Annotated in this window: 16 protein-coding genes; 11 read left to right on the top strand and 5 right to left on the bottom strand. The window is 67.6% G+C overall.

All coding sequences use genetic code 11. The features are described 5' to 3' along the window. On the top strand, positions 1–623 hold a 623-nt coding region (locus DMX10_RS26885), incomplete at its 5' end, for a substrate-binding domain-containing protein (protein ID WP_178083019.1). A gap of 144 nt (positions 624–767) precedes the next feature. Here DMX10_RS26885 and DMX10_RS26880 read toward each other — a convergent pair. Beyond that, a complete protein-coding gene (locus DMX10_RS26880) occupies positions 768–1,817 on the bottom strand; it encodes an ABC transporter substrate-binding protein (protein WP_111263969.1) in 1,050 nt (349 codons plus the stop codon). Between the two features lie 287 nt (positions 1,818–2,104). Between DMX10_RS26880 and DMX10_RS26875 the strand changes: the two genes are divergently transcribed. From DMX10_RS26875 to DMX10_RS26865, 3 genes are read left to right on the top strand one after another with little or no spacing between them, the layout of a single operon-like run. Then, positions 2,105–3,694: an ABC transporter permease gene (locus DMX10_RS26875; protein WP_111263968.1), complete on the top strand. Its 1,590-nt coding sequence runs from the start codon at positions 2,105–2,107 to the stop codon at positions 3,692–3,694. Then, the gene (locus DMX10_RS26870; RefSeq protein WP_111263967.1) at positions 3,691–4,542 is read left to right on the top strand and encodes an ABC transporter ATP-binding protein; all 852 of its coding nucleotides are present in this window, start codon (positions 3,691–3,693) and stop codon (positions 4,540–4,542) included. Before DMX10_RS26875 ends, DMX10_RS26870 begins: the two co-directional genes overlap by 4 nt. A gap of 19 nt (positions 4,543–4,561) precedes the next feature. Further along, positions 4,562–6,169, top strand: coding sequence for an arylsulfatase (locus DMX10_RS26865; protein ID WP_111263966.1), 1,608 nt, complete (start codon positions 4,562–4,564; stop codon positions 6,167–6,169). A gap of 121 nt (positions 6,170–6,290) precedes the next feature. Here DMX10_RS26865 and DMX10_RS26860 read toward each other — a convergent pair whose 3' ends face one another. The 3 genes from DMX10_RS26860 to DMX10_RS26850 all read right to left on the bottom strand — a co-directional run bounded on the left by DMX10_RS26860 (position 6,291) and on the right by DMX10_RS26850 (position 9,421). Continuing rightward, complete coding sequence (locus tag DMX10_RS26860) at positions 6,291–7,259, bottom strand: sensor domain-containing diguanylate cyclase (protein ID WP_111263970.1); 969 nt, start codon at positions 7,257–7,259, stop codon at positions 6,291–6,293. 75 nt (positions 7,260–7,334) lie between these two features. Next, positions 7,335–8,360: a DUF2955 domain-containing protein gene (locus DMX10_RS26855; RefSeq protein WP_178083018.1), complete on the bottom strand. Its 1,026-nt coding sequence runs from the start codon at positions 8,358–8,360 to the stop codon at positions 7,335–7,337. Next, positions 8,360–9,421, bottom strand: coding sequence for an HlyD family secretion protein (locus DMX10_RS26850; RefSeq protein ID WP_111263964.1), 1,062 nt, complete (start codon positions 9,419–9,421; stop codon positions 8,360–8,362). The genes DMX10_RS26855 and DMX10_RS26850 overlap by 1 nt, the downstream gene beginning before the upstream one ends. Positions 9,422–9,588: 167 nt before the next feature. On the opposite strand from DMX10_RS26850, the gene DMX10_RS26845 reads away from it, so the two are divergent. Together DMX10_RS26845 and DMX10_RS26840 are read left to right on the top strand one after the other, a co-directional pair. Beyond that, positions 9,589–10,545: a LysR family transcriptional regulator gene (locus DMX10_RS26845; RefSeq protein WP_111263963.1), complete on the top strand. Its 957-nt coding sequence runs from the start codon at positions 9,589–9,591 to the stop codon at positions 10,543–10,545. A 96-nt stretch (positions 10,546–10,641) separates the two neighbouring features. Beyond that, positions 10,642–10,839: a hypothetical protein gene (locus tag DMX10_RS26840; protein ID WP_111263962.1), complete on the top strand. Its 198-nt coding sequence runs from the start codon at positions 10,642–10,644 to the stop codon at positions 10,837–10,839. Positions 10,840–11,109: 270 nt separating this feature from the next. Here the strand turns inward: DMX10_RS26840 and desA are convergent, their stop codons facing one another. Continuing rightward, a complete protein-coding gene (desA, locus tag DMX10_RS26835) occupies positions 11,110–12,297 on the bottom strand; it encodes a delta-9 fatty acid desaturase DesA (RefSeq protein WP_111263961.1) in 1,188 nt (395 codons plus the stop codon). A 165-nt stretch (positions 12,298–12,462) separates the two neighbouring features. Between desA and dibA the strand changes: the two genes are divergently transcribed. From dibA to cysW, 5 genes are all read left to right on the top strand, one after another. Continuing rightward, positions 12,463–14,403: a phosphodiesterase DibA gene (gene dibA, locus DMX10_RS26830; RefSeq protein ID WP_111263960.1), complete on the top strand. Its 1,941-nt coding sequence runs from the start codon at positions 12,463–12,465 to the stop codon at positions 14,401–14,403. 169 nt (positions 14,404–14,572) lie between these two features. After that, positions 14,573–14,755, top strand: a complete 183-nt coding sequence (gene oscA / locus DMX10_RS26825) for a sulfur starvation response protein OscA (protein ID WP_021217924.1) — start codon at positions 14,573–14,575, stop codon at positions 14,753–14,755. A 141-nt stretch (positions 14,756–14,896) separates the two neighbouring features. Continuing rightward, positions 14,897–15,907: a sulfate ABC transporter substrate-binding protein gene (locus DMX10_RS26820; protein WP_111263959.1), complete on the top strand. Its 1,011-nt coding sequence runs from the start codon at positions 14,897–14,899 to the stop codon at positions 15,905–15,907. A 157-nt stretch (positions 15,908–16,064) separates the two neighbouring features. Next, positions 16,065–16,883 carry a sulfate ABC transporter permease subunit CysT gene (cysT, locus tag DMX10_RS26815; protein WP_021217926.1) on the top strand — a complete coding sequence of 273 codons (819 nt, stop codon included), beginning with the start codon at positions 16,065–16,067 and terminating at the stop codon, positions 16,881–16,883. Between the two features lie 13 nt (positions 16,884–16,896). Next, entirely contained in the window at positions 16,897–17,769 is an 873-nt protein-coding gene (cysW, locus tag DMX10_RS26810; protein ID WP_111263958.1) for a sulfate ABC transporter permease subunit CysW, read from the top strand. The last annotated feature ends 2 nt before the right edge of the window (positions 17,770–17,771 follow it).

Below are 17,771 nucleotides of genomic sequence, written 5' to 3'. Positions count from 1 at the left end.
CCAAGCTGGTGCCCGACGCCCTCGCCGAGTTCATCGCCCGCCATCCGCGCATCAACACCCGTTTCGAGGTGAACAACTGGGAGACCCTGGGCCGCCTGCTGGCCCGGGACGAGATCGAGTTCTTCATTGCCGACATCCGCCAGTTCGAGACGGACCCGAACTTCCAGACCCGCGAGCTGAGCCCGCGCCGGGGGCGTTTCTTCTGCCGCGCCGGGCACCCGTTGCTGGCCAAGGACAGCCTCTCCACCAACGACCTGTTCGACTACCCGCTGGCCGCCACCCGGCTGCCGGCGGGGGTGCGCAAGCTGCTGGCCGGTTTCAGCGGCAAGGCCGATTTCAGCCTCAACGTGGAATGCGAGCACATGCCCGCGCTGGTGCAGGTGGTGAGCCAGACCGATGCGGTGGGCCTGGCCATGCTGGAAACCCTGGCGCTCCACCTAGAGCGCGGCGAGCTGGCGCTGCTGGACTTTCGCAACCTGCCGGAGAACCTGGACAGCCTCTCCGCCCGCTGCGGCATCGTCACCCGCACCGGCTACCGCCTCTCCCCGGCGGCGCGGGCGCTGATCGAGATCATCGTCGAGCTGGACGGAATCGAAGCGGAAGAAGCGCGGCGCAGCGCCTGAGTCTGCCCACCGGACCTCGGTCCACCAAGGGGACTGCCGGGCACTCCGCTGGTGGACGTAAAGAGCGACGTCCACCCGCAGCGGTCGATGTTTTCGTGGGAGCAAATTCATTCGCGAAAGGGTTCGACGCGGTTGTTGGCGGCCTTAACGCGATGCCTGCACCGGTTCCTTCAAGGCGGCATCGAGGAAGCGCGGTTCGGCCCAGTCGCTCACCTGGAAGGGTTTGCGGATCAGCCGCTGTTCGGCGGCGAAGTCGACGCCCTTCTGCAGGCGGGCGAGGAAGTCGGCGTCCAGGCGCGGGTCGAAGATCCTGTGGAAGCTGTCGTCCTTGAGGTCGGTGCCGAGGATCACCGGCGGGTAGCTGGCCAGGCGCGAGACCAGTTCGACGTAGGCCTGCTTGTGGTTGTCGTCGCGCAGCCACTCCACCGCCTGTTGCTGGGCCTTGACCAAGCGCGCGGTGACCTCGGGGTACTCGCGGACGAAGGCGCCCGTGCCCACCAGCACCGCCTGGGTGCTGCCGGCGCCGCCCAGGTCGCGGGTGCTGAGCGGCAGTTCGGCGAGGCCTTTCTCACGCAGGGCGATGAGCCCGGCCAGGCCCCAGGAGGCGTCCACCTGCTTGGCTGCCAAGGCCGCGTTGGCGGCGTTGAAGTCGAGGTTGATCACCTTGTAGTCACGTTCGGACAGGCCGCGGCTGGCCAGCGCGTTGGCGAAGGACAGCTGGTTGGCGGTGCCGCGGAACACGGCGACGCGCTTGCCCTTGAGGTCTTCCAGGGTCTTGATCCCCGAGCCGGGCACCACGCCCAGGTAGCTCTTCACGTCGCGGGCGGTGGCGCTGAGCAGGCGGGTGTCGAGGCCGCTGGCCTTGCCGATGATGGCGGCCAGGTCGCCGAGGTAGGCGAAGTCCACCTGGCCGTTGGCCAGGGCTTCGTTGATCACGGGGCCGGCGCCCTTGAAGAAGCGCCACTGGATCTCGATGCCGTCCTTGGCGAATTCCTGTTCGAGGATCTGCCGGCTGCGCAGCACGTCCACCACGCCACCGCCGCTGTGTTCGCTGCCGGCGCTGAGGTCGGGCACGGCGATACGGATTTCCTTGGGTGCCTCGGCCGCCTGGGCGAGCAGCGGAGCCGCGCCGAGCACGCCCGCCAGCAGAGTGGGGGCGAAGAGCCCGAGGACGCTGTTGATCAGGGTTTTCATGGAAGGGCGCTCCTGCGCGATGGTTCGGTGAGGCCGCCAGATAGGCACAGGAGGAAATCGAAATTAAATAATAAAAATTCATTTTTTAATGACCCAATCGCATAAAGCAGGGCCACAGCGGCTTCCAGCACGCTATGCAGGAAATGCATAAAAAATATTCGGCAAAGGCATTTGCCGCACTCCCGAGCCTTCCCTATCAATGACGCCTCTTATCCATAAATCAATGGATTTTCATTTTTCATATTCCACGCGGAAATAATATTAGAGCCCTGGCGCCGGGAGACCCGATGAGCAAGATCCAGACGCTGCCGAGCCTGAGGCCCCCTGCCAGGCTGCGCCTGCCCGGAGCCGCACTCGACCGGGCCCTGCCCTGGCTGCTGCCCATCGGGCTGTTCCTGCTCTGGTGGCTGGCCGCCGAGCGCAACTGGATGTCCGAGCAGATCCTCCCCTCCCCGGCGCTGGTCTGGCAGAGCGCGGCGGAATTCGGCTCCGGCGAACTCTGGGCGCACCTGTGGATAAGCCTGCAACGCCTCGGCACCGGCCTGCTCGCCGGTGTCGCTGGCGGCGCGCTGCTCGGTGCCTGGCTGGGCCTGTCGCGGCGGGCCGAGGCGCTGGTCTACCCGAGTTTCGTGGCCCTGGCGCAGATCCCGACCCTGGCCTGGATTCCGCTGTTCATGCTGTTCTTCGGCATCGGCGAAACCCTCAAGCTGGTGGTGCTGGTGAAGGCCGTGGTGGTGCCGGTGACCCTGCACACCCTGGTTGGCGTGCGGGACGCCCAGCCGCGCCTGCGCGAGGCGGCGGCGGTGCTGCGCCTGCCGCCGCACCTGCTGGCCTGGCGCCTGGTGCTGCCGGCTGCCCTGCCCGCCTTCATGGCCGGCTTGCGCCTGGCCCTGGCCACCGGCTGGACCTCGCTGCTGGCGGTGGAGCTGCTGGCCTCCAGCGAGGGCATCGGCTACCTGATGGTCTGGGGCCGCCAGCTGTTCATGCTCGACCTGGTGTTCGTCTGCATCCTGGTGATCGGCCTGGTGGGCGCGCTGATGGATCGCGGCATCAACCTGCTCGACGCCCGCCTGCTGTTCTGGCCGCACCCGGCCACCGCCGAGCGCCCGCGCGGCCCGCGCCTGCATGGCTGGCAGCGGTTGCAGGCAGCCCTGCTGCCCCTGGCGCTGCTGGCCCTGTGGCAGGCCAGCAGCGCCCTGGGCTGGGTCGATGCCAATATCCTCGCCTCCCCGCTCGATGTGCTGCGCGCCCTGCACCAGGGGCTGCTGGATGGCAGCCTGCCCACCGCCATGGGCGCCAGCCTCGAGCGCACCGTGGCAGGCCTGGCGCTGGGCGGCGGCACCGGGCTGGCGCTCGGCCTGCTGCTGGGGCTCTCGAACCGCGCCGAGCGCATCGCCGGGCCCAGCCTTTCGGCCCTGCGCCAGGTGGCGATCTTCGCCTGGGTGCCGCTGCTCACCGCCTGGTTCGGCCTGGGCGAGGCGGCCAAGCTGGCCTTCGTCAGCCTGGCGGCCTTCTTCCCCCTGTTCATCGCCACCCAGCGCGGCGTCGCCGGCCTCTCGCCACAGCTTGGCGAAGCGGCGCGGGTGATGCGCCTCGGCCTGGGCAAGCGCCTGCGCCTGCTGGTGCTGCCGGGCGCCGCACCGGCCATCTTCGCCGGCCTGCGCCTGGCGCTGATCTACGCCTGGCTGGGCACCATCGGCGCCGAATACTTCATGCCCTCGGATGGCGGCATCGCCAGCTACATGCTCGGCGCGCAGCAGCTGTTCCGCATGGACCAGGTGATGGCCGCCATGGTCCTGGTGGGCCTGGTGGGCGCCCTGCTGGGCAACCTCGGACAACGCATCGAAGCGCGCGCGACGCGCTGGAGAACCGCATGAACGCATTCCACCGGGTGTCGCCACCCGCCACGACCCGCGCGCCGACGGTGCGCTTCGCCGGGGTCGGCAAGGTCTTCGAGGTGGATGGCCAGGATTTCCAGGCCATCCAGGACTTCAGCCTGGATATCGAGGAGGGTGAGTTCATCGCCATCGTCGGCTCCAGCGGCTGCGGCAAATCCACCCTGCTGCGCCTGCTGGTGGGCCTGGATACCGACTTCAGCGGCCACATCGAGGTGGACGGCCAGCCGGTGCGCGGCATCGGTGGCGAACGCGGCATCGTGTTCCAGGAGCACCGCCTGTTCCCCTGGCTGACGGTGGCGCAGAACATCGGCCTGGGCCTGGTCAACGAGCCCATCGAGCAGGGCGAGCGCGCCCGGCGCATCCAGCAGTTCGTGCAACTGGTGGGCCTGGGCGGTTTCGAGGGCGCCTACCCGCACCAGCTCTCCGGCGGCATGGCCCAGCGCGTGGCCATCGCCCGGGGGCTGGTGGCGAGCCCGCGCATCCTGCTGCTGGACGAGCCCTTCGGCGCCCTCGATGCGCTGACCCGCCAGCAGATGCAGGACGAGCTGCTGGCCATCCGCGCGCGCCAGCGCATCACCACCCTGCTGGTCACCCATGACGCCGAGGAGGCCATCTACCTGGCCGACCGCGTGGTGGTGTTGGCGCCCCGCCCCGGGCGCATCAAGCAGGTGCTGCCCATTGACCTGCCACGCCCGCGCCAGCGCACCGGCCACGACTTCCATCGGGTTCGTGAAGCCCTGCTGCACCAGCTGACCGGCGAGGGTGACTACCAGCCGCCGGTGCCGCCGCGCGTGACCGACCTGCCCCTCGAATTCATCGCCCTGTAGACCCCTTGGAGAACCCTGGATGAGCAAACGCCCCAACTTCCTGGTGATAGTCGCCGACGACCTGGGTTTTTCCGACCTGGGCGCCTTCGGCGGTGAGATCGCCACGCCGAACCTGGACCGCCTGGCCTTCGACGGCCTGCGCCTGACCGACTTCCACACCGCGCCCACCTGCTCGCCGACCCGCTCGATGCTGCTCACCGGCACCGACCACCACATCGCCGGCATCGGCACCATGGCCGAGGCGCTGACCCCGGAGCTGATCGGCAAGCCGGGCTACGAGGGCTACCTCAACGACCGCGTGGTGGCGCTGCCGGAGCTGCTGCGCGAGGCGGGCTACCAGACGCTGATGTCCGGCAAGTGGCACCTGGGCCTGACCGCCGAGCGGGCACCCCATGCACGGGGCTTCGAGCGCTCCTTCTCGCTGCTGCCCGGGGCGGCCAACCACTACGGCTACGAGCCGCCCTACGACGCCACCACGCCGGGCATCCTCAAGGCGACGCCGGCGCTGTACGTGGAGGACGACCGCTTCATCGAGCAGCTACCGGAGGATTTCTATTCCTCCGACGCCTTCGCCGACCGGCTGATCCAGTACCTCAAGGAGCGCGACCAGAGCCGCCCGTTCTTCGCCTACCTGCCCTTCTCGGCCCCGCACTGGCCGCTGCAGGCACCGGCCGAGGTTGTGGATAACTACCGGGGCCGCTACGACGCCGGGCCCGAGGCGCTGCGCCTGGAACGCCTGGCGAAGCTCAAGGCGCTGGGCCTGGTGGCGGCGGATGTGGAAGCGCACCCGGTGCGGGCGATCAGCGCCGAGTGGGAGGCGCTGAGCGAGGCGGAACGCCAGGTGTCGGCGCGGACCATGGAGGTCTACGCGGCGATGGTGGAGCGCATGGACTGGAACATCGGCCGGGTGCTGGACTACCTGCGCCAGCAGGGCCTGGAGGACGACACCTTCATTCTCTTCATGTCCGACAACGGCGCCGAGGGCGCGCTGCTGGAGGCCTTCCCCAAGTTCGGCCCGAACCTGAAGAGCTTCCTCGACCAGCACTACGACAACAGCCTGGAGAACATCGGCCGCGCCAACTCCTACGTCTGGTACGGGCCGCGCTGGGCCCAGGCGGCCACCGCGCCGTCGCGCCTGTACAAGGCCTTCACCACCGAGGGCGGCATCCGCGTGCCGGCCCTGGTGCGTTATCCACAGCTGCAGCGGCAGCAGCAGATCAGCCACGCCTTCGCCACGGTGATGGACATCACCCCGACGGTGCTGGACCTGGCCGGCGTGCGCCACCCGGGTACGCGCTGGCGCGGCCGCGAGGTGGCGCCGGTGCGCGGGCGCTCCTGGCTCGGCTACCTCTCGGGCGAGACGCCCCGGGTGCATGACGAGAAAACGGTCACCGGCTGGGAGCTGTTCGGCATGCGCGCCATCCGCCAGGGGCACCTGAAGGCGGTGTACCTGCCCGCACCCGTGGGGCCGGAAACCTGGCAGCTGTACGACCTGGAGAAGGACCCGGGGGAGATCCACGACCTGGCCCAGGAACGGCCGGAAGCCCTGGCCGGGCTGATCGCGGCCTGGCAGCGCTATGTGGACGAGACGGGGGTGATCCTCAGCGAGTCGCCGTTCCAGCCGTAGGGCGAGCGCGAAGAAAGCAGGGGCGTAGGGTGGACCGCGCTTCACCGGTCCACCGTCGGTGCTCACCCGGGGCTTCGCTGGTGGACGTGAAGAGCGACGTCCACCCTACGAGGGCAGGCGGTTACACCTGCACGATGCGGTTCTTGCCGCTGCGCTTGGCGGTGTACATGGCTTCGTCGGCGCGGGCGTAGAGCTGTTCCAGGGTGTCGCCGGGGCGCAGGGTGGTCAGGCCCTGGCTGAGGGTGACACTGAAGATCTGGCCGGCGGCGCTGAACGACAGGCGCTGCACCTCGCGCTCCAGGCGCTCGGCGACCTGCAGGGCCTGGGCCGGGTCGCAGCCGGGGAATACGGCGGCGAATTCCTCGCCGCCAATGCGCCCGAAATGGTCGACCCGGCGCAGGGCGCCGGCGCCGCACTGGGCGATGCGCTGCAGCACCAGGTCACCGACCTGGTGGCCGTAGGTGTCGTTGATCTTCTTGAAGTCATCGATGTCCAGCAGCAGGAAGGCCAGGGGCCGCTCATAGCGCTCGGCGACGTCGAACTCGCGCTGGGCGCATTCGAAGAAATGGCGGCGGTTGCTGGTGCCGGTCAGCACGTCCGTGGTGGCCAGGCGCTGCAGCTCGGCCTCCAGGGTCTTCTTCTCGGTGATGTCCTCGGCGATGCCCACCACCAGGGTGGACTGCCCGGCCTGGCCCTGGCGGCTGACGAAGCACTTGTCGCTGAGCCAGCGCACCTGGCCGTCGCCCCGGATGATGCGGTACTCGCGCACCTCCACCGCGCCCTTGGTGAGCACCTCGGCGAGGCTGCGCGCGGCGTACTCGACGTCATCGGGGTAGATGCAGTTGCGCCACTCGTTGAAGTCCACCATCAGCAGCTCGGCCGGGCGGCCGAACATGCGCTCGTAGTGGGGGCTGACGTAGATGATCTTCTGCGCGTCCCAGTCGAAGGCCCAGAGCACGGCGTTGACGCTGCCCAGCAGGCTGTTGAACAGCAGTTCGCGTTCGCGCAGGCGCTCCACCTCGCCACGGCTGTGCAGCAGTGCCAGGGTGAGCTTCTCCAGCTCGCTGGGTGTTTCCTCGAAGTTTTCCATCCGGCCCATAGCCTGCCTTCGCGTATTCGGGTCACGTTACGCCCACAACGAAGCGGCGGGCATGAGTGGCCGGCGTCAGGCATGACTCTGGTGACGAATGGCTGCAAAACGGTTGAACAGGCGGTGCAGGACGAACACCGCAAGCAGGGTGATGAAGACCGCAACGCAAACCGAACTGAGCCGATAGGCCAGGCTGAACATCATGTCGTGACTCGGCGTCAGGTATTGACCGAAAACGATGGCCAAAGTTGTCAGCGCACCGAAGCCGATTCCCTGCGCCCCCTCCAATACGTGCACTCGGGCACAGAAAAAGGCGGCTATCCAGTACAGCGAGGCGACGAGCGGTAGCACGTCGTAGTGGTCGTAGAGCAGCAGTTGCAGCACCAGGGCGATCAGGCAGCCGAGCAGGGTGCCGAGGGCGCGGATGCGTCCGGCGAAGCGGATGCCGTTCCAGTGCATGGGGAACAGCACGAGGATCGAGGCGATCTGCGCGGACAGCGAATCCTTCAGGTCGAAGCTCTGGAACAGGATGAACGACAGGGTGGCGATCGAGGCGCCGAGCAGGGCCTCGTGGCGCTGGCTGGCCAGGTCCTTGGGCGGCGGGGTGCGCGGCTCGCGGGGCTCGGCATCGGGGAAGAGGAAGAACATCAGCCAGGCGATCAGCACCGTCAGCGCGGCGGCCACCAGGTTGCTGGCCACCAGGTCGTAGAGGTGGGTTTCGGGGTAGCTGGCGAAGTGCAGCTGCATGGAGAGGAACACGCAGCCCAGGGCGCCGAACAGGAACAGCGGGCCGCGCGCCATGAGGCTGAAGCGCCAGAGGAAGGCGAGGAACACCAGGGGCACGATGAGCAGCGGGCGGTCGCCGAACAGCCCATAGATCACCAGCGTCTCCAGGCTCACCAGCACCGCCTGGGCGAGGAACTGGCGGATCACATGGGCGTTGAGGGTGGGCACCAGGCCCAGCAGCAGCATGGGGTAGACGCAGAAGAACGAGCCGTTGTCCCAGCCCATCAGCTTGCACACGAACAGGCCGAGGGTGCCGCCGCAGGCCAGGCGCAGGCACTGGCGCAGGCCGTTCTCGCTGAGGGCCGGGCGCTTCATCAGTAGATGTAGTGCAGCAGGCTGATGAGGCGGATCTGCACCCGGCCGAAGAACGTGGCCAGGGGCGATTCGTGGGGGTAGAGCTGCACCGTGGCCTTGGCGCCGCTGGGCAGGGGCGCTTCCGGGGGCGCCTCCAGCAGCACGTGCAGGCGCTGGCGCTGGGCGTCGCGCACCCAGCGGTCGGAGGTGGCGGGGGCGGCGAGGTCGCCGTTGGCGTCCAGCTGGCCTTCCTTGACGCCCGCGTCGATGGCGCCGACCCGCGCGGCGAAGATGCGCCCGGGCAGGGCGTCGAACACCACGCTGGCGCCATCGCCCAGGCCCACGTAGCGCAGCGCCTTCTCGCGGAAGTCGGCGCTGATGTCGGCCTCATCGGCTACCAGCGCGGCCACCGGGCTGCCGGCGGCGACGAAGGCGCCGGGGGACAGTTGCAGGTTGCTCAGGGTACCGGCGCGCTCGGCGCGCACTTCGCTGTACTGCAGCTGCAGGCGGGCCTGGTCGAGGGCGTTGCGGGCCTGGCGCAGGCGCAGGTTGTCGTCGCCTGCCGCACCACGCTCGGCGGCCAACTGGTGGATGCGCGCACTGGCGGCGGCCACCTTGGCGCTGGCGGCGGCACGCTGCGACTGGGTCTGTTCGAACAGCTGGCGGGAGACGTGCTGGCTGGCCACCAGCTTGCCGAGGCGCTCGGTCTCGCGCGCCAGCTCCTGGGCCGAGGCGTCGGCGGCGAGCTTGTCGGCACGGGCGGCGGCGAGGCTGGCATCGAGCTCGGCGTTGTCCTGGGCGGCCTGCTCCAGGGCCAGCTCGGCGGCGTTGACGGCAAGGCGGAAGGGCTCGGGGTCGAGGCGGAACAGCAACTGCCCAGCCTGGACGTGGGCGTTGTTGCCGACGGCGATGTCCAGCACCTGGCCGCTGACCCGGGGCGCCAGGCGCAGTACCGGGCGCGTCAGCTGGGCCTGGGGGGTGATGGGCATCCACAGGTCGGCCGCGAGGAAGTAGGCGAAGAGCAGCACGAAGGCCACGATGGCGCTCCGCACCCGGCGGGCGAACCTTTGGTCGGGGGTCATGGATACCTCGGCAATGCAGGGCGGATCGGCAGGGCCACGAGCCCGCAGGCGGGGCGATGGGCGGTGATCCGGGAAAACGGCAAACAGCTCAGGGCTGGCAGTATATTTACCGGCGTTTCCTGGATAATCAGCGCCCTTCGAGAATCAGCCTTGCGCGAGGAGTAACAATGGACACCCTGAACAGCATGCGTGTGTTCACCCGCGTCATCGAGACCGGCAGCTTCACCGCGGCGGCGCAGGCGCTGGACCTTTCCACCGCGCAGGTCTCCAGGCTGGTCTCGGAGCTGGAGCAGCAGCTGCAGGCGCGGCTGCTGCACCGCACCACCCGGCGCCTGGCGCTGACCGAGGTGGGCGAGCGCTACCTGCAACGCTGCCGCTCGATCCTCAACGAGGTGGACCAGGCCGCCGCCGAGGCGCGCGGTGCGCACCTCAAGCCCAGCGGCCGGCTGCGGGTGCACACCATGACCGGCCTCGGCCTGCAGCACGTCACCGCGCTGGTGGCGCGCTACACCGCGCTGTACCCCGAGGTGGTGATCGACCTGACGCTGTCGCAGCGCAACCCCGACCCGCTGGAGGACGGCCAGGACGTGGTGCTGACCTTCGCCCGCGAGCTGCCGGACTCGCAGATGGTGGCGCAATCCCTGGGGCAGATGTACAGCGTGGTCTGCGCGGCGCCCGCCTACCTGGAGCAGCATGGCGTGCCCAAGGGGCCGGCGGACCTTCGCCACCACCGCTACCTGCGCCTGCTGGACCCGCTCTACCAGGACAACTGGGTGCTGCAGGACGAGGACGGCGAGTACGACGTGCTGCCGGCGGAGGCCTTCCAGGTCAACGTCGCCGAATCCCTGGCACGCGCCGCCCAGGCGGGCATGGGCTTCTGCCTGCTGCCCTCCTTCGTCGCCTGCCAGCCGCTGCGCGAGGGCACCCTGCTGCGCCTGCTGCCGGAGCACCGCCTGCGCGAGCGCAACATCTACGCGGTGTATCCGTCACGGCGTTTCCTCGACGCCAAGACCCGCACCTGGGTGGACTTCCTCAAGGCCGAACTGCCGCCCCTCTTCGCCCAGGACGATGCCGTGCTGGACGATCCCCGCCACTGGGCGGTGCGCACGCAATTGTTGCGCTAGAAGCAATTGTGATTCACCTGGGCCGCGGTTTTTCACCACCGGCCCGGCCCCTAAGATGGCCTCGGTTTCCAGATGCATCCCGCCGAGGATCACGCTATGCAACGCAATCTCTTTGTTACTGCCGCCTTCACCGCTTTCGCCCTGTCCTTCACCCAGTTCTCCTTCGCCGAAGAGTCGTCCGCCTTTGTTGCGCGAAATGCGCAGTATGAGCAGCGCGCCCAGGACGCTGCCCAGCAAGAGGCCATCGCCAAGCAGGGCACGGAGCGCAAGGCCGAGTCCGGCCAGGACAGCTGATCGACCCGCTCCACCTCCTCCTTACCTCCTGACGTCGATGTGATTGCTCCTTTCGATGTCTTGTTCCAGCCGCCCTCCCCCGGGCGGTTTTTTTTGGCCGTGTTTCAGGGGCAGGCCTGTGTGGGCGGTGCAGGTGGGAGTGGGAGGGTAGGAGCGAATTCATTCGCGAAGGGGCGGGCTCGCATCGTGGGGCCTCGCGGGCTAGGCGCCAGCCTGCGGGCGCAAAAGAAAAAGGCCGGCGATGGCCGGCCTTCTTCGGGGTTGCCGCGATCAGGCCGCGACGGCCGGGCGCAGCGAGTAGGTCTTGAGCTGCTCGGCGAAGTCGCGCAGGGACTGGATGCCGCTGGCCTCGGCCTCGTGCACCCACTGCTTCATGGCTTCGAGCATGTCGTGGCCGTTGGCGCTGGTCTTGACCCAGATGTGCTGCAGGGCGAGACGGCGCTCGTAGATCACCTTCAGCGCCTGGCTCTGCTCCAGCATGGCGGCGATGCGCGCGTGGTGGCGCTCGTCCAGCAGGCTGGTCTCGCGGGACAGCAGGCGCTTGGCGCGACGGAACAGGTGGCGCACCGACTCGTCGGCCTTGGCCAGTTCCTGTTTCACCAGGGGCGCGATCACCAGCTTGCGGTACTGCGCCATGATCTGGAAACGGTTGTTGAGGATGGCCATGGCGGTGTCCATGTCCAGGCTGCCCTTGCCTTCCACGCGATGGGCGATGGGCGCGACGCGCTGCACCTTGGCCAGGCGCAGGAAGCTGAACAGCTTGATCCAGGCCCAGCCCAGGTCGAACTCCCACTTCTTCACCGACAGCTTGGCCGAGTTCGGGTAGGTGTGATGGTTGTTGTGCAGCTCCTCGCCGCCGATGAGGATGCCCCAGGGCACCAGGTTGGTGGCGGCGTCGCGGCATTCGAAGTTGCGGTAGCCGACGGCGTGGCCGAGGCCATTGATGACGCCGGCGGCCCAGACCGGTATCCACATCATCTGCACGGCCCAGATGGTGATGCCGCCGACGCCGAACAGGGCGAGGTCGATGGCCGCCATCAGGGTCACGCCACCGATGGGGTAGCGCGAATAGACGTTGCGCTCGAGCCAGTCATCCGGGCAGTTCTTGCCGTAGATGCGCAGGGTCTCCTCGTTCTCGGCTTCCTCGCGGTACAGTTCCGCGCCGCGCCGCAGCACGGTGCCCAGGCCCTTGATCACCGGGCTGTGCGGGTCGTCGACGGTTTCGCACTTGGCGTGGTGCTTGCGGTGGATCGCGGTCCATTCGCGGGTGTTCATCGCGGTGGTCAGCCACAGCCAGAAGCGGAAGAAATGCTTCAGCGCCGGGTGCAGTTCGAGGGAGCGATGGGCCGAATAGCGGTGCAGGTAGACCGTGACGCCGACGATGGTGATGTGCGTCATCACCAGGGTGACCGCCACCAGTTGCCACAGCGACAGGTCGAGAAAACCGTAGTACCACATGGAGTGCGTAGCCTCGGGGGGAAGGAAGACGAGGTTGTCGGACAAACACCGGCATTATCCCCATGAATTGTGAGAAAACCATCCCGTTCTTTAGATAAGAAAGAGATGAATCCCCATTCATCTATAATGCGAAACCGATCACATCCGGCACGGCACCCATCACCTATGAAACCCAAGCTCAGCGCCATGAAACTGGTGCTGCCCTACTTCCTCCTCGCCAGCGCCTGGATCCTCTTCAGCGACCACCTGCTCCAGGTGCTGAGCCCCGATGGCAGCCACCTGAACGCGCTGCAATCCGCCAAGGGCCTGCTCTTCGTGGTGATCACCAGCGGCCTGCTCTACCTGCTGGTGTGCCTGCACATGCGCCGCCTGCGCGCCTACCTGCAGGCACGCCGCGAACAGGAGAGCAGCCTGCGCCAGGCAGCCGCTGTGTTCGATGCCACCCAGGAGGGGGTGCTGGTCACCGACGCCGAGCAGCGCATCGTCCACGTCAACCGCGCCTTCGCCCGCATCACCGGCTTCGAAGAGCGCGAGGTGCTGGGCCAGACGCCGGTGCTGTTCAAGTCCGGGCGCCACGACGAGGCCTTCTACCAGTCGATGTGGAACGCGCTGAAGAACCGCCACGCCTGGAGCGGCGAGGTGTGGAACCGCCGCCGCAACGGCGAGGTGTACCCGCTGTGGCAGAACCTGCGCGCCATCCACGACGAGGACGGCGTGCTGACCCACTACGTGGCGGTGTTCTCCGATGTCAGCGCCATCAAGCGCTCGCAGAACGAGCTGGACTACCTGGCCCACCACGACCCGCTGACCAACCTGCCCAACCGCCTGCTGTTCACCGAGCGCGTCGAGCACGCCCTGGAACGCGCGCGCCGGGAGGGCCGCGAAGGCATCGTCATCCTGCTCGACCTCGATCACTTCAAGCACATCAACGAAAGCCTCGGCCACAACCACGGCGACCTGCTGCTCAAGGCGGTGGGCGAGCGCCTGGCCACCCTGATGGCCGGCGGCATGACCCTGGCGCGCCTGGGCGGCGACGAGTTCGGCCTGCTCTGCGAGGACTTCAGCCCGGAACAGGCCACCGACCTCGCCGGTCGCATCCAGCAATGCCTGGCCGCGCCCTTCCACCTGTCCACGCAGAACCTGTTCATCAGCGCCAGCCTGGGCATCAGCCCCTTCCCCGGCGCCGCGGAAAACGTCGAGCAGGTACTGCGCAACGCCGACTCGGCGCTGTTCAAGGCCAAGAGCGTGGGCCGCGAGACCTTCGCCTTCTACAGCCAGGAACTGACCGAGCAGGCGCGCCAGCGGGTCGAGCTGGTCACCGCGCTGCGCCAGGGCCTGGAGCAGGACGAACTGCGCCTGGTGTTCCAGCCCATCCACGACCTGGCCGATGGCCGCCTGATCGGCGTCGAGACCCTGGTGCGCTGGCAGCACCCGCAGCGTGGCCTGGTGCCACCGGCGGAGTTCCTGCCGGTGGCCGAGGAAAGCGGCCTGATCGGCGCCATCGACGCCTGGGTGCTGGAGCGCGCCTGCCGGCAGATGCGCGACTGGACCGAGCGCGGCCTGCAGCTGTCGTTCATCGCGGTGAACGTCTCCTGCCGCCTGTTCAGCCGTGGCGAGCTGGACACCCGTGTCGCCCGCGTACTCGCCGACACCGGCCTGGAACCGGGTCGCCTGGAGCTGGAGATCACCGAGAGCGCGGTGATGGAGGACCCGGACACCGCCCTGGAGCTGCTCGACCGCCTGTGCAAGCTCGGCGTGCGCCTGTCCATCGACGACTTCGGCACTGGCTACTCGTCCCTGCAGCGCCTCAAGCGGCTGCCGGTGCACAAGCTGAAGATCGACCAGAGCTTCGTGCACAACCTGCCCGACGACCGCGACGACGTCGCCATCGCCAAGGCCGTCACCGCCCTGGGCCACAGCCTTGGCCTGGAGGTGCTGGCCGAAGGCATCGAGCACCAGCGCCAGGCCGACTTCCTCCGGGGCCTGGGCTGCGACCATGGCCAGGGCTACCTGTTCAGCCGTCCACAATCGGCCCAGCAGCTGGAGCAAAGTTGGCAGCTGGCCCCTCCCACCCTTGGCAACCCGCACCAGATCAGCCTGCTCTGACCTCCCCGCGACGGGGCTCGCGCCTGAGCCCGCCGTCTCAAAGACCCGATGGTTATATAAAAATTCTTAAACAGTATTTTTAAGAATATTCATGCCCTGATTAAGATGCGCCCACGCCACGCGAAACCCCTGTTAACCGACGCGGGCATCCCATCCAAGGAGCATGACCATGAGCGCAACCCTTCGCAGCCTCGAAGGCCAGGACGAAGCCAGCATCCTGCGTGAAATCCAGAGCGCCCTGCACGGCCTGCGTTTCGGTGCCGTCGAAATCACCGTCCATAACGGCCAGGTGGTGCAGATCGAGCGCAAGGAAAAATTCCGCCTGCAACCGCCCGCCGGCAAGAACAGCTGACCCGAACACCCGACCGGGTCGCCGGAGGGGTCAACCCGAGACGCGAACCGAGTCGACTGCGACGGGCGCCGTGAACGCCCGTCGTACCTGAAAGACAAACCAGCCAACACCATAAGAACCCGGAATTCAGGAGCTCCATCCATGTCGATTCGCCGCTTCGCCCTGGCCACCCTGGCCGGTGCCCTGCTCACCACCCTGGTCGCCGGCCCCGTCGCCGCCGCCACCGAGCTGCTCAACGTCTCCTACGACCCGACCCGCGAGCTGTACCAGGAATACAACGCCGCCTTCATCAAGCACTGGAAGGCCCAGGGCGGCGAGGACCTCAAGGTCCAGCAGTCCCACGGCGGCTCCGGCAAGCAGGCGCGCGCCGTGATCGACGGCCTCAAGGCCGACGTGGTGACCCTGGCACTGGCCGGCGACATCGACGAGCTGCAGAAGCTCGGCAAGCTGATCCCCGAGAACTGGCAGGCGCGCCTGCCGGACAACAGCACCCCCTACACCTCGACCATCGTGTTCCTGGTGCGCAAGGGCAACCCCAAGGGCATCAAGGACTGGGGCGACCTGACCAAGGAAGGCGTGGAAGTCATCACCCCGAACCCGAAGACCTCCGGCGGCGCCCGCTGGAACTTCCTGGCCGCCTGGGCCTGGGCCAAGAAGCAGTACGGCAGCGATGCCAAGGCCCAGGAATACGTGCAGGCGCTGTACAAGCACGTGCCGGTTCTCGACACTGGCGCCCGCGGTTCGACCATCACCTTCGTCAACAACAACATTGGCGACGTGCTGCTGGCCTGGGAAAATGAGGCCTTCCTGGCGCTCAAGGAACAGGGTGGCGAGAACTTCGAGATCATCGCGCCGAGCCTGTCGATCCTCGCCGAGCCGCCGGTTTCCGTGGTCGACAAGAACGTCGACAAGAAGGGCACCCGCAAGGTCGCCGAAGCCTACCTGCAGTACCTGTACAGCGAGGAAGGCCAGCGCATCGCCGCGAAGAATTTCTACCGTCCCCGTGACGCGAAGGTCGCCGCCGAGTTCGCCAAGCAGTTCCCGAAACTGGACCTGGTGACCGTCGACAAGGACTTCAACGGCTGGAAGGAAGCGCAACCGAAGTTCTTCAACGACGGCGGCATCTTCGACCAGATCTACCAGGCGCAATAAGCCGAAGCTGCAAGCTGCAAGCTGCAAGCTGCAAGAAAATGGGTGGGGTGCAGGCCCCGCCCGGACAAGGGGAAGCGCGAGCTTCCCTTTGCCGTGCCCGGGCCGGTGATATTCCGGTGGCGGGCTTGAGCGTTCCAACGCAGAAAAAGGACAGATGATGTCTCGACGTATCTCCCCGGTCATACCCGGCTTCGGGCTGACTCTGGGGTACACCCTGGTGTATCTCAGCCTGTTGGTGCTGATTCCCCTGGGCGCCATGTTCCTCAAGACCTTCGACCTCACCTGGGTGCAGTTCTGGAACATCATCAGCGCACCCCGCGTACTCGCCGCCCTCAAGCTCAGCTTCGGCACCGCGCTCGCCGCCGCCGTGCTCAACGGCCTGATCGGCACCCTGCTGGCGTGGGTGCTGGTGCGCTACGACTTCCCCGGCCGCAAGATCATCGACGCGATGATCGACCTGCCCTTCGCCCTGCCCACCGCCGTGGCCGGCATCGCGCTCACCGCACTGTACGCGCCGGCCGGCCTGGTGGGCCAGTTCGCCACCGACCTGGGCTTCAAGATCGCCTACACCCCGTTGGGCATCACCCTGGCGCTGACCTTCGTCACCCTGCCCTTCGTGGTGCGCACGGTGCAGCCGGTGCTGGCCGACATCCCCCGCGAGGTGGAAGAGGCCGCCGCCTGCCTGGGCGCCAAACCGCTGCAGGTGTTCCGCCACATCCTCCTGCCGGCGCTGCTGCCCGCCTGGCTGACCGGCTTCGCCCTGGCCTTCGCCCGGGGCGTGGGCGAGTACGGCTCGGTGATCTTCATCGCCGGCAACATGCCGATGAAGACCGAGATCCTGCCGCTGCTGATCATGGTCAAGCTCGACCAGTACGACTACACCGGCGCCACCGCCATCGGCGTGCTGATGCTGGTGGTCTCCTTCATCCTGCTGCTGCTGATCAACCTGCTGCAGCGCCGCATCGAAACCCCCTGAGGAGGCCGTCGTCATGAGTAGTGCAACCCTGACTGCCGCCGCCTCCGCCAACGCTGCCCGCCGGGGCAACGTGTGGGGTCGTCGCGCGCTGATCGCCGGCGCCTGGCTGGTGTTCGGCATCTTCCTGCTGCTGCCGCTGTACATCGTGCTCAGCGAGGCATTGAAGCAGGGCTTCGGTACCTTCTTCGCCGCCATCTTCGAGCCCGACGCCCTCTCCGCGCTGAAGCTGACGGTGATCGCCGTCGCCATCTCGGTGCCGCTGAACCTGGTGTTCGGCGTGGCTGCCGCCTGGTGCGTGAGCAAGTTCGAGTTCCGTGGCAAGAGCATCCTGGTCACCCTGATCGACCTGCCCTTCTCCGTCTCCCCGGTGATCGCCGGCCTGATCTACGTGCTGCTGTTCGGCGCCCAGGGCTACTTCGGCGAGTGGCTGAGCGAGCATGACATCCAGATCGTCTTCGCCCTGCCCGGCATCGTCCTGGCCACCGTCTTCGTCACCGTGCCCTTCGTCGCCCGCGAGCTGATCCCGCTGATGCAGGAACAGGGCACCCAGGAAGAAGAGGCCGCCCGCCTGCTCGGTGCCAACGGCTGGCAGATGTTCTGGCACGTGACCCTGCCCAACATCAAATGGGGCCTGATCTACGGCGTGGTGCTGTGCACCGCCCGCGCCATGGGCGAGTTCGGCGCGGTGTCGGTGGTCTCCGGCCACATCCGCGGCGTCACCAACACCCTGCCGCTGCACGTCGAGATCCTCTACAACGAGTACAACCACGTCGCCGCCTTCAGCGTCGCCAGCCTGTTGCTGATCCTCGCGCTGGTCATCCTGCTGCTCAAGCAGTGGAGCGAGGCCCGCCTGTCCCGTCTTAAATCCAGCGCTGATGAGGAGTGAGT

The organism is Pseudomonas sp. 57B-090624 (genome assembly GCF_003234055.1).
GTDB lineage: Bacteria > Pseudomonadota > Gammaproteobacteria > Pseudomonadales > Pseudomonadaceae > Metapseudomonas > Metapseudomonas tohonis.
This window is presented reverse-complemented; position numbering and strand designations above follow the sequence as displayed.

Coding starts and splice junctions, on each gene's coding strand:
- DMX10_RS26880 (WP_111263969.1), bottom strand. CDS start 1,817: ATGAAAACCCTGATCAACAGCGTCCTCGGGCTCTTCGCCCCCACTCTG.
- DMX10_RS26875 (WP_111263968.1), top strand. CDS start 2,105: ATGAGCAAGATCCAGACGCTGCCGAGCCTGAGGCCCCCTGCCAGGCTG.
- DMX10_RS26870 (WP_111263967.1), top strand. CDS start 3,691: ATGAACGCATTCCACCGGGTGTCGCCACCCGCCACGACCCGCGCGCCG.
- DMX10_RS26865 (WP_111263966.1), top strand. CDS start 4,562: ATGAGCAAACGCCCCAACTTCCTGGTGATAGTCGCCGACGACCTGGGT.
- DMX10_RS26860 (WP_111263970.1), bottom strand. CDS start 7,259: ATGGAAAACTTCGAGGAAACACCCAGCGAGCTGGAGAAGCTCACCCTG.
- DMX10_RS26855 (WP_178083018.1), bottom strand. CDS start 8,360: ATGAAGCGCCCGGCCCTCAGCGAGAACGGCCTGCGCCAGTGCCTGCGC.
- DMX10_RS26850 (WP_111263964.1), bottom strand. CDS start 9,421: ATGACCCCCGACCAAAGGTTCGCCCGCCGGGTGCGGAGCGCCATCGTG.
- DMX10_RS26845 (WP_111263963.1), top strand. CDS start 9,589: ATGGACACCCTGAACAGCATGCGTGTGTTCACCCGCGTCATCGAGACC.
- DMX10_RS26840 (WP_111263962.1), top strand. CDS start 10,642: ATGCAACGCAATCTCTTTGTTACTGCCGCCTTCACCGCTTTCGCCCTG.
- desA (WP_111263961.1), bottom strand. CDS start 12,297: ATGTGGTACTACGGTTTTCTCGACCTGTCGCTGTGGCAACTGGTGGCG.
- dibA (WP_111263960.1), top strand. CDS start 12,463: ATGAAACCCAAGCTCAGCGCCATGAAACTGGTGCTGCCCTACTTCCTC.
- oscA (WP_021217924.1), top strand. CDS start 14,573: ATGAGCGCAACCCTTCGCAGCCTCGAAGGCCAGGACGAAGCCAGCATC.
- DMX10_RS26820 (WP_111263959.1), top strand. CDS start 14,897: ATGTCGATTCGCCGCTTCGCCCTGGCCACCCTGGCCGGTGCCCTGCTC.
- cysT (WP_021217926.1), top strand. CDS start 16,065: ATGTCTCGACGTATCTCCCCGGTCATACCCGGCTTCGGGCTGACTCTG.
- cysW (WP_111263958.1), top strand. CDS start 16,897: ATGAGTAGTGCAACCCTGACTGCCGCCGCCTCCGCCAACGCTGCCCGC.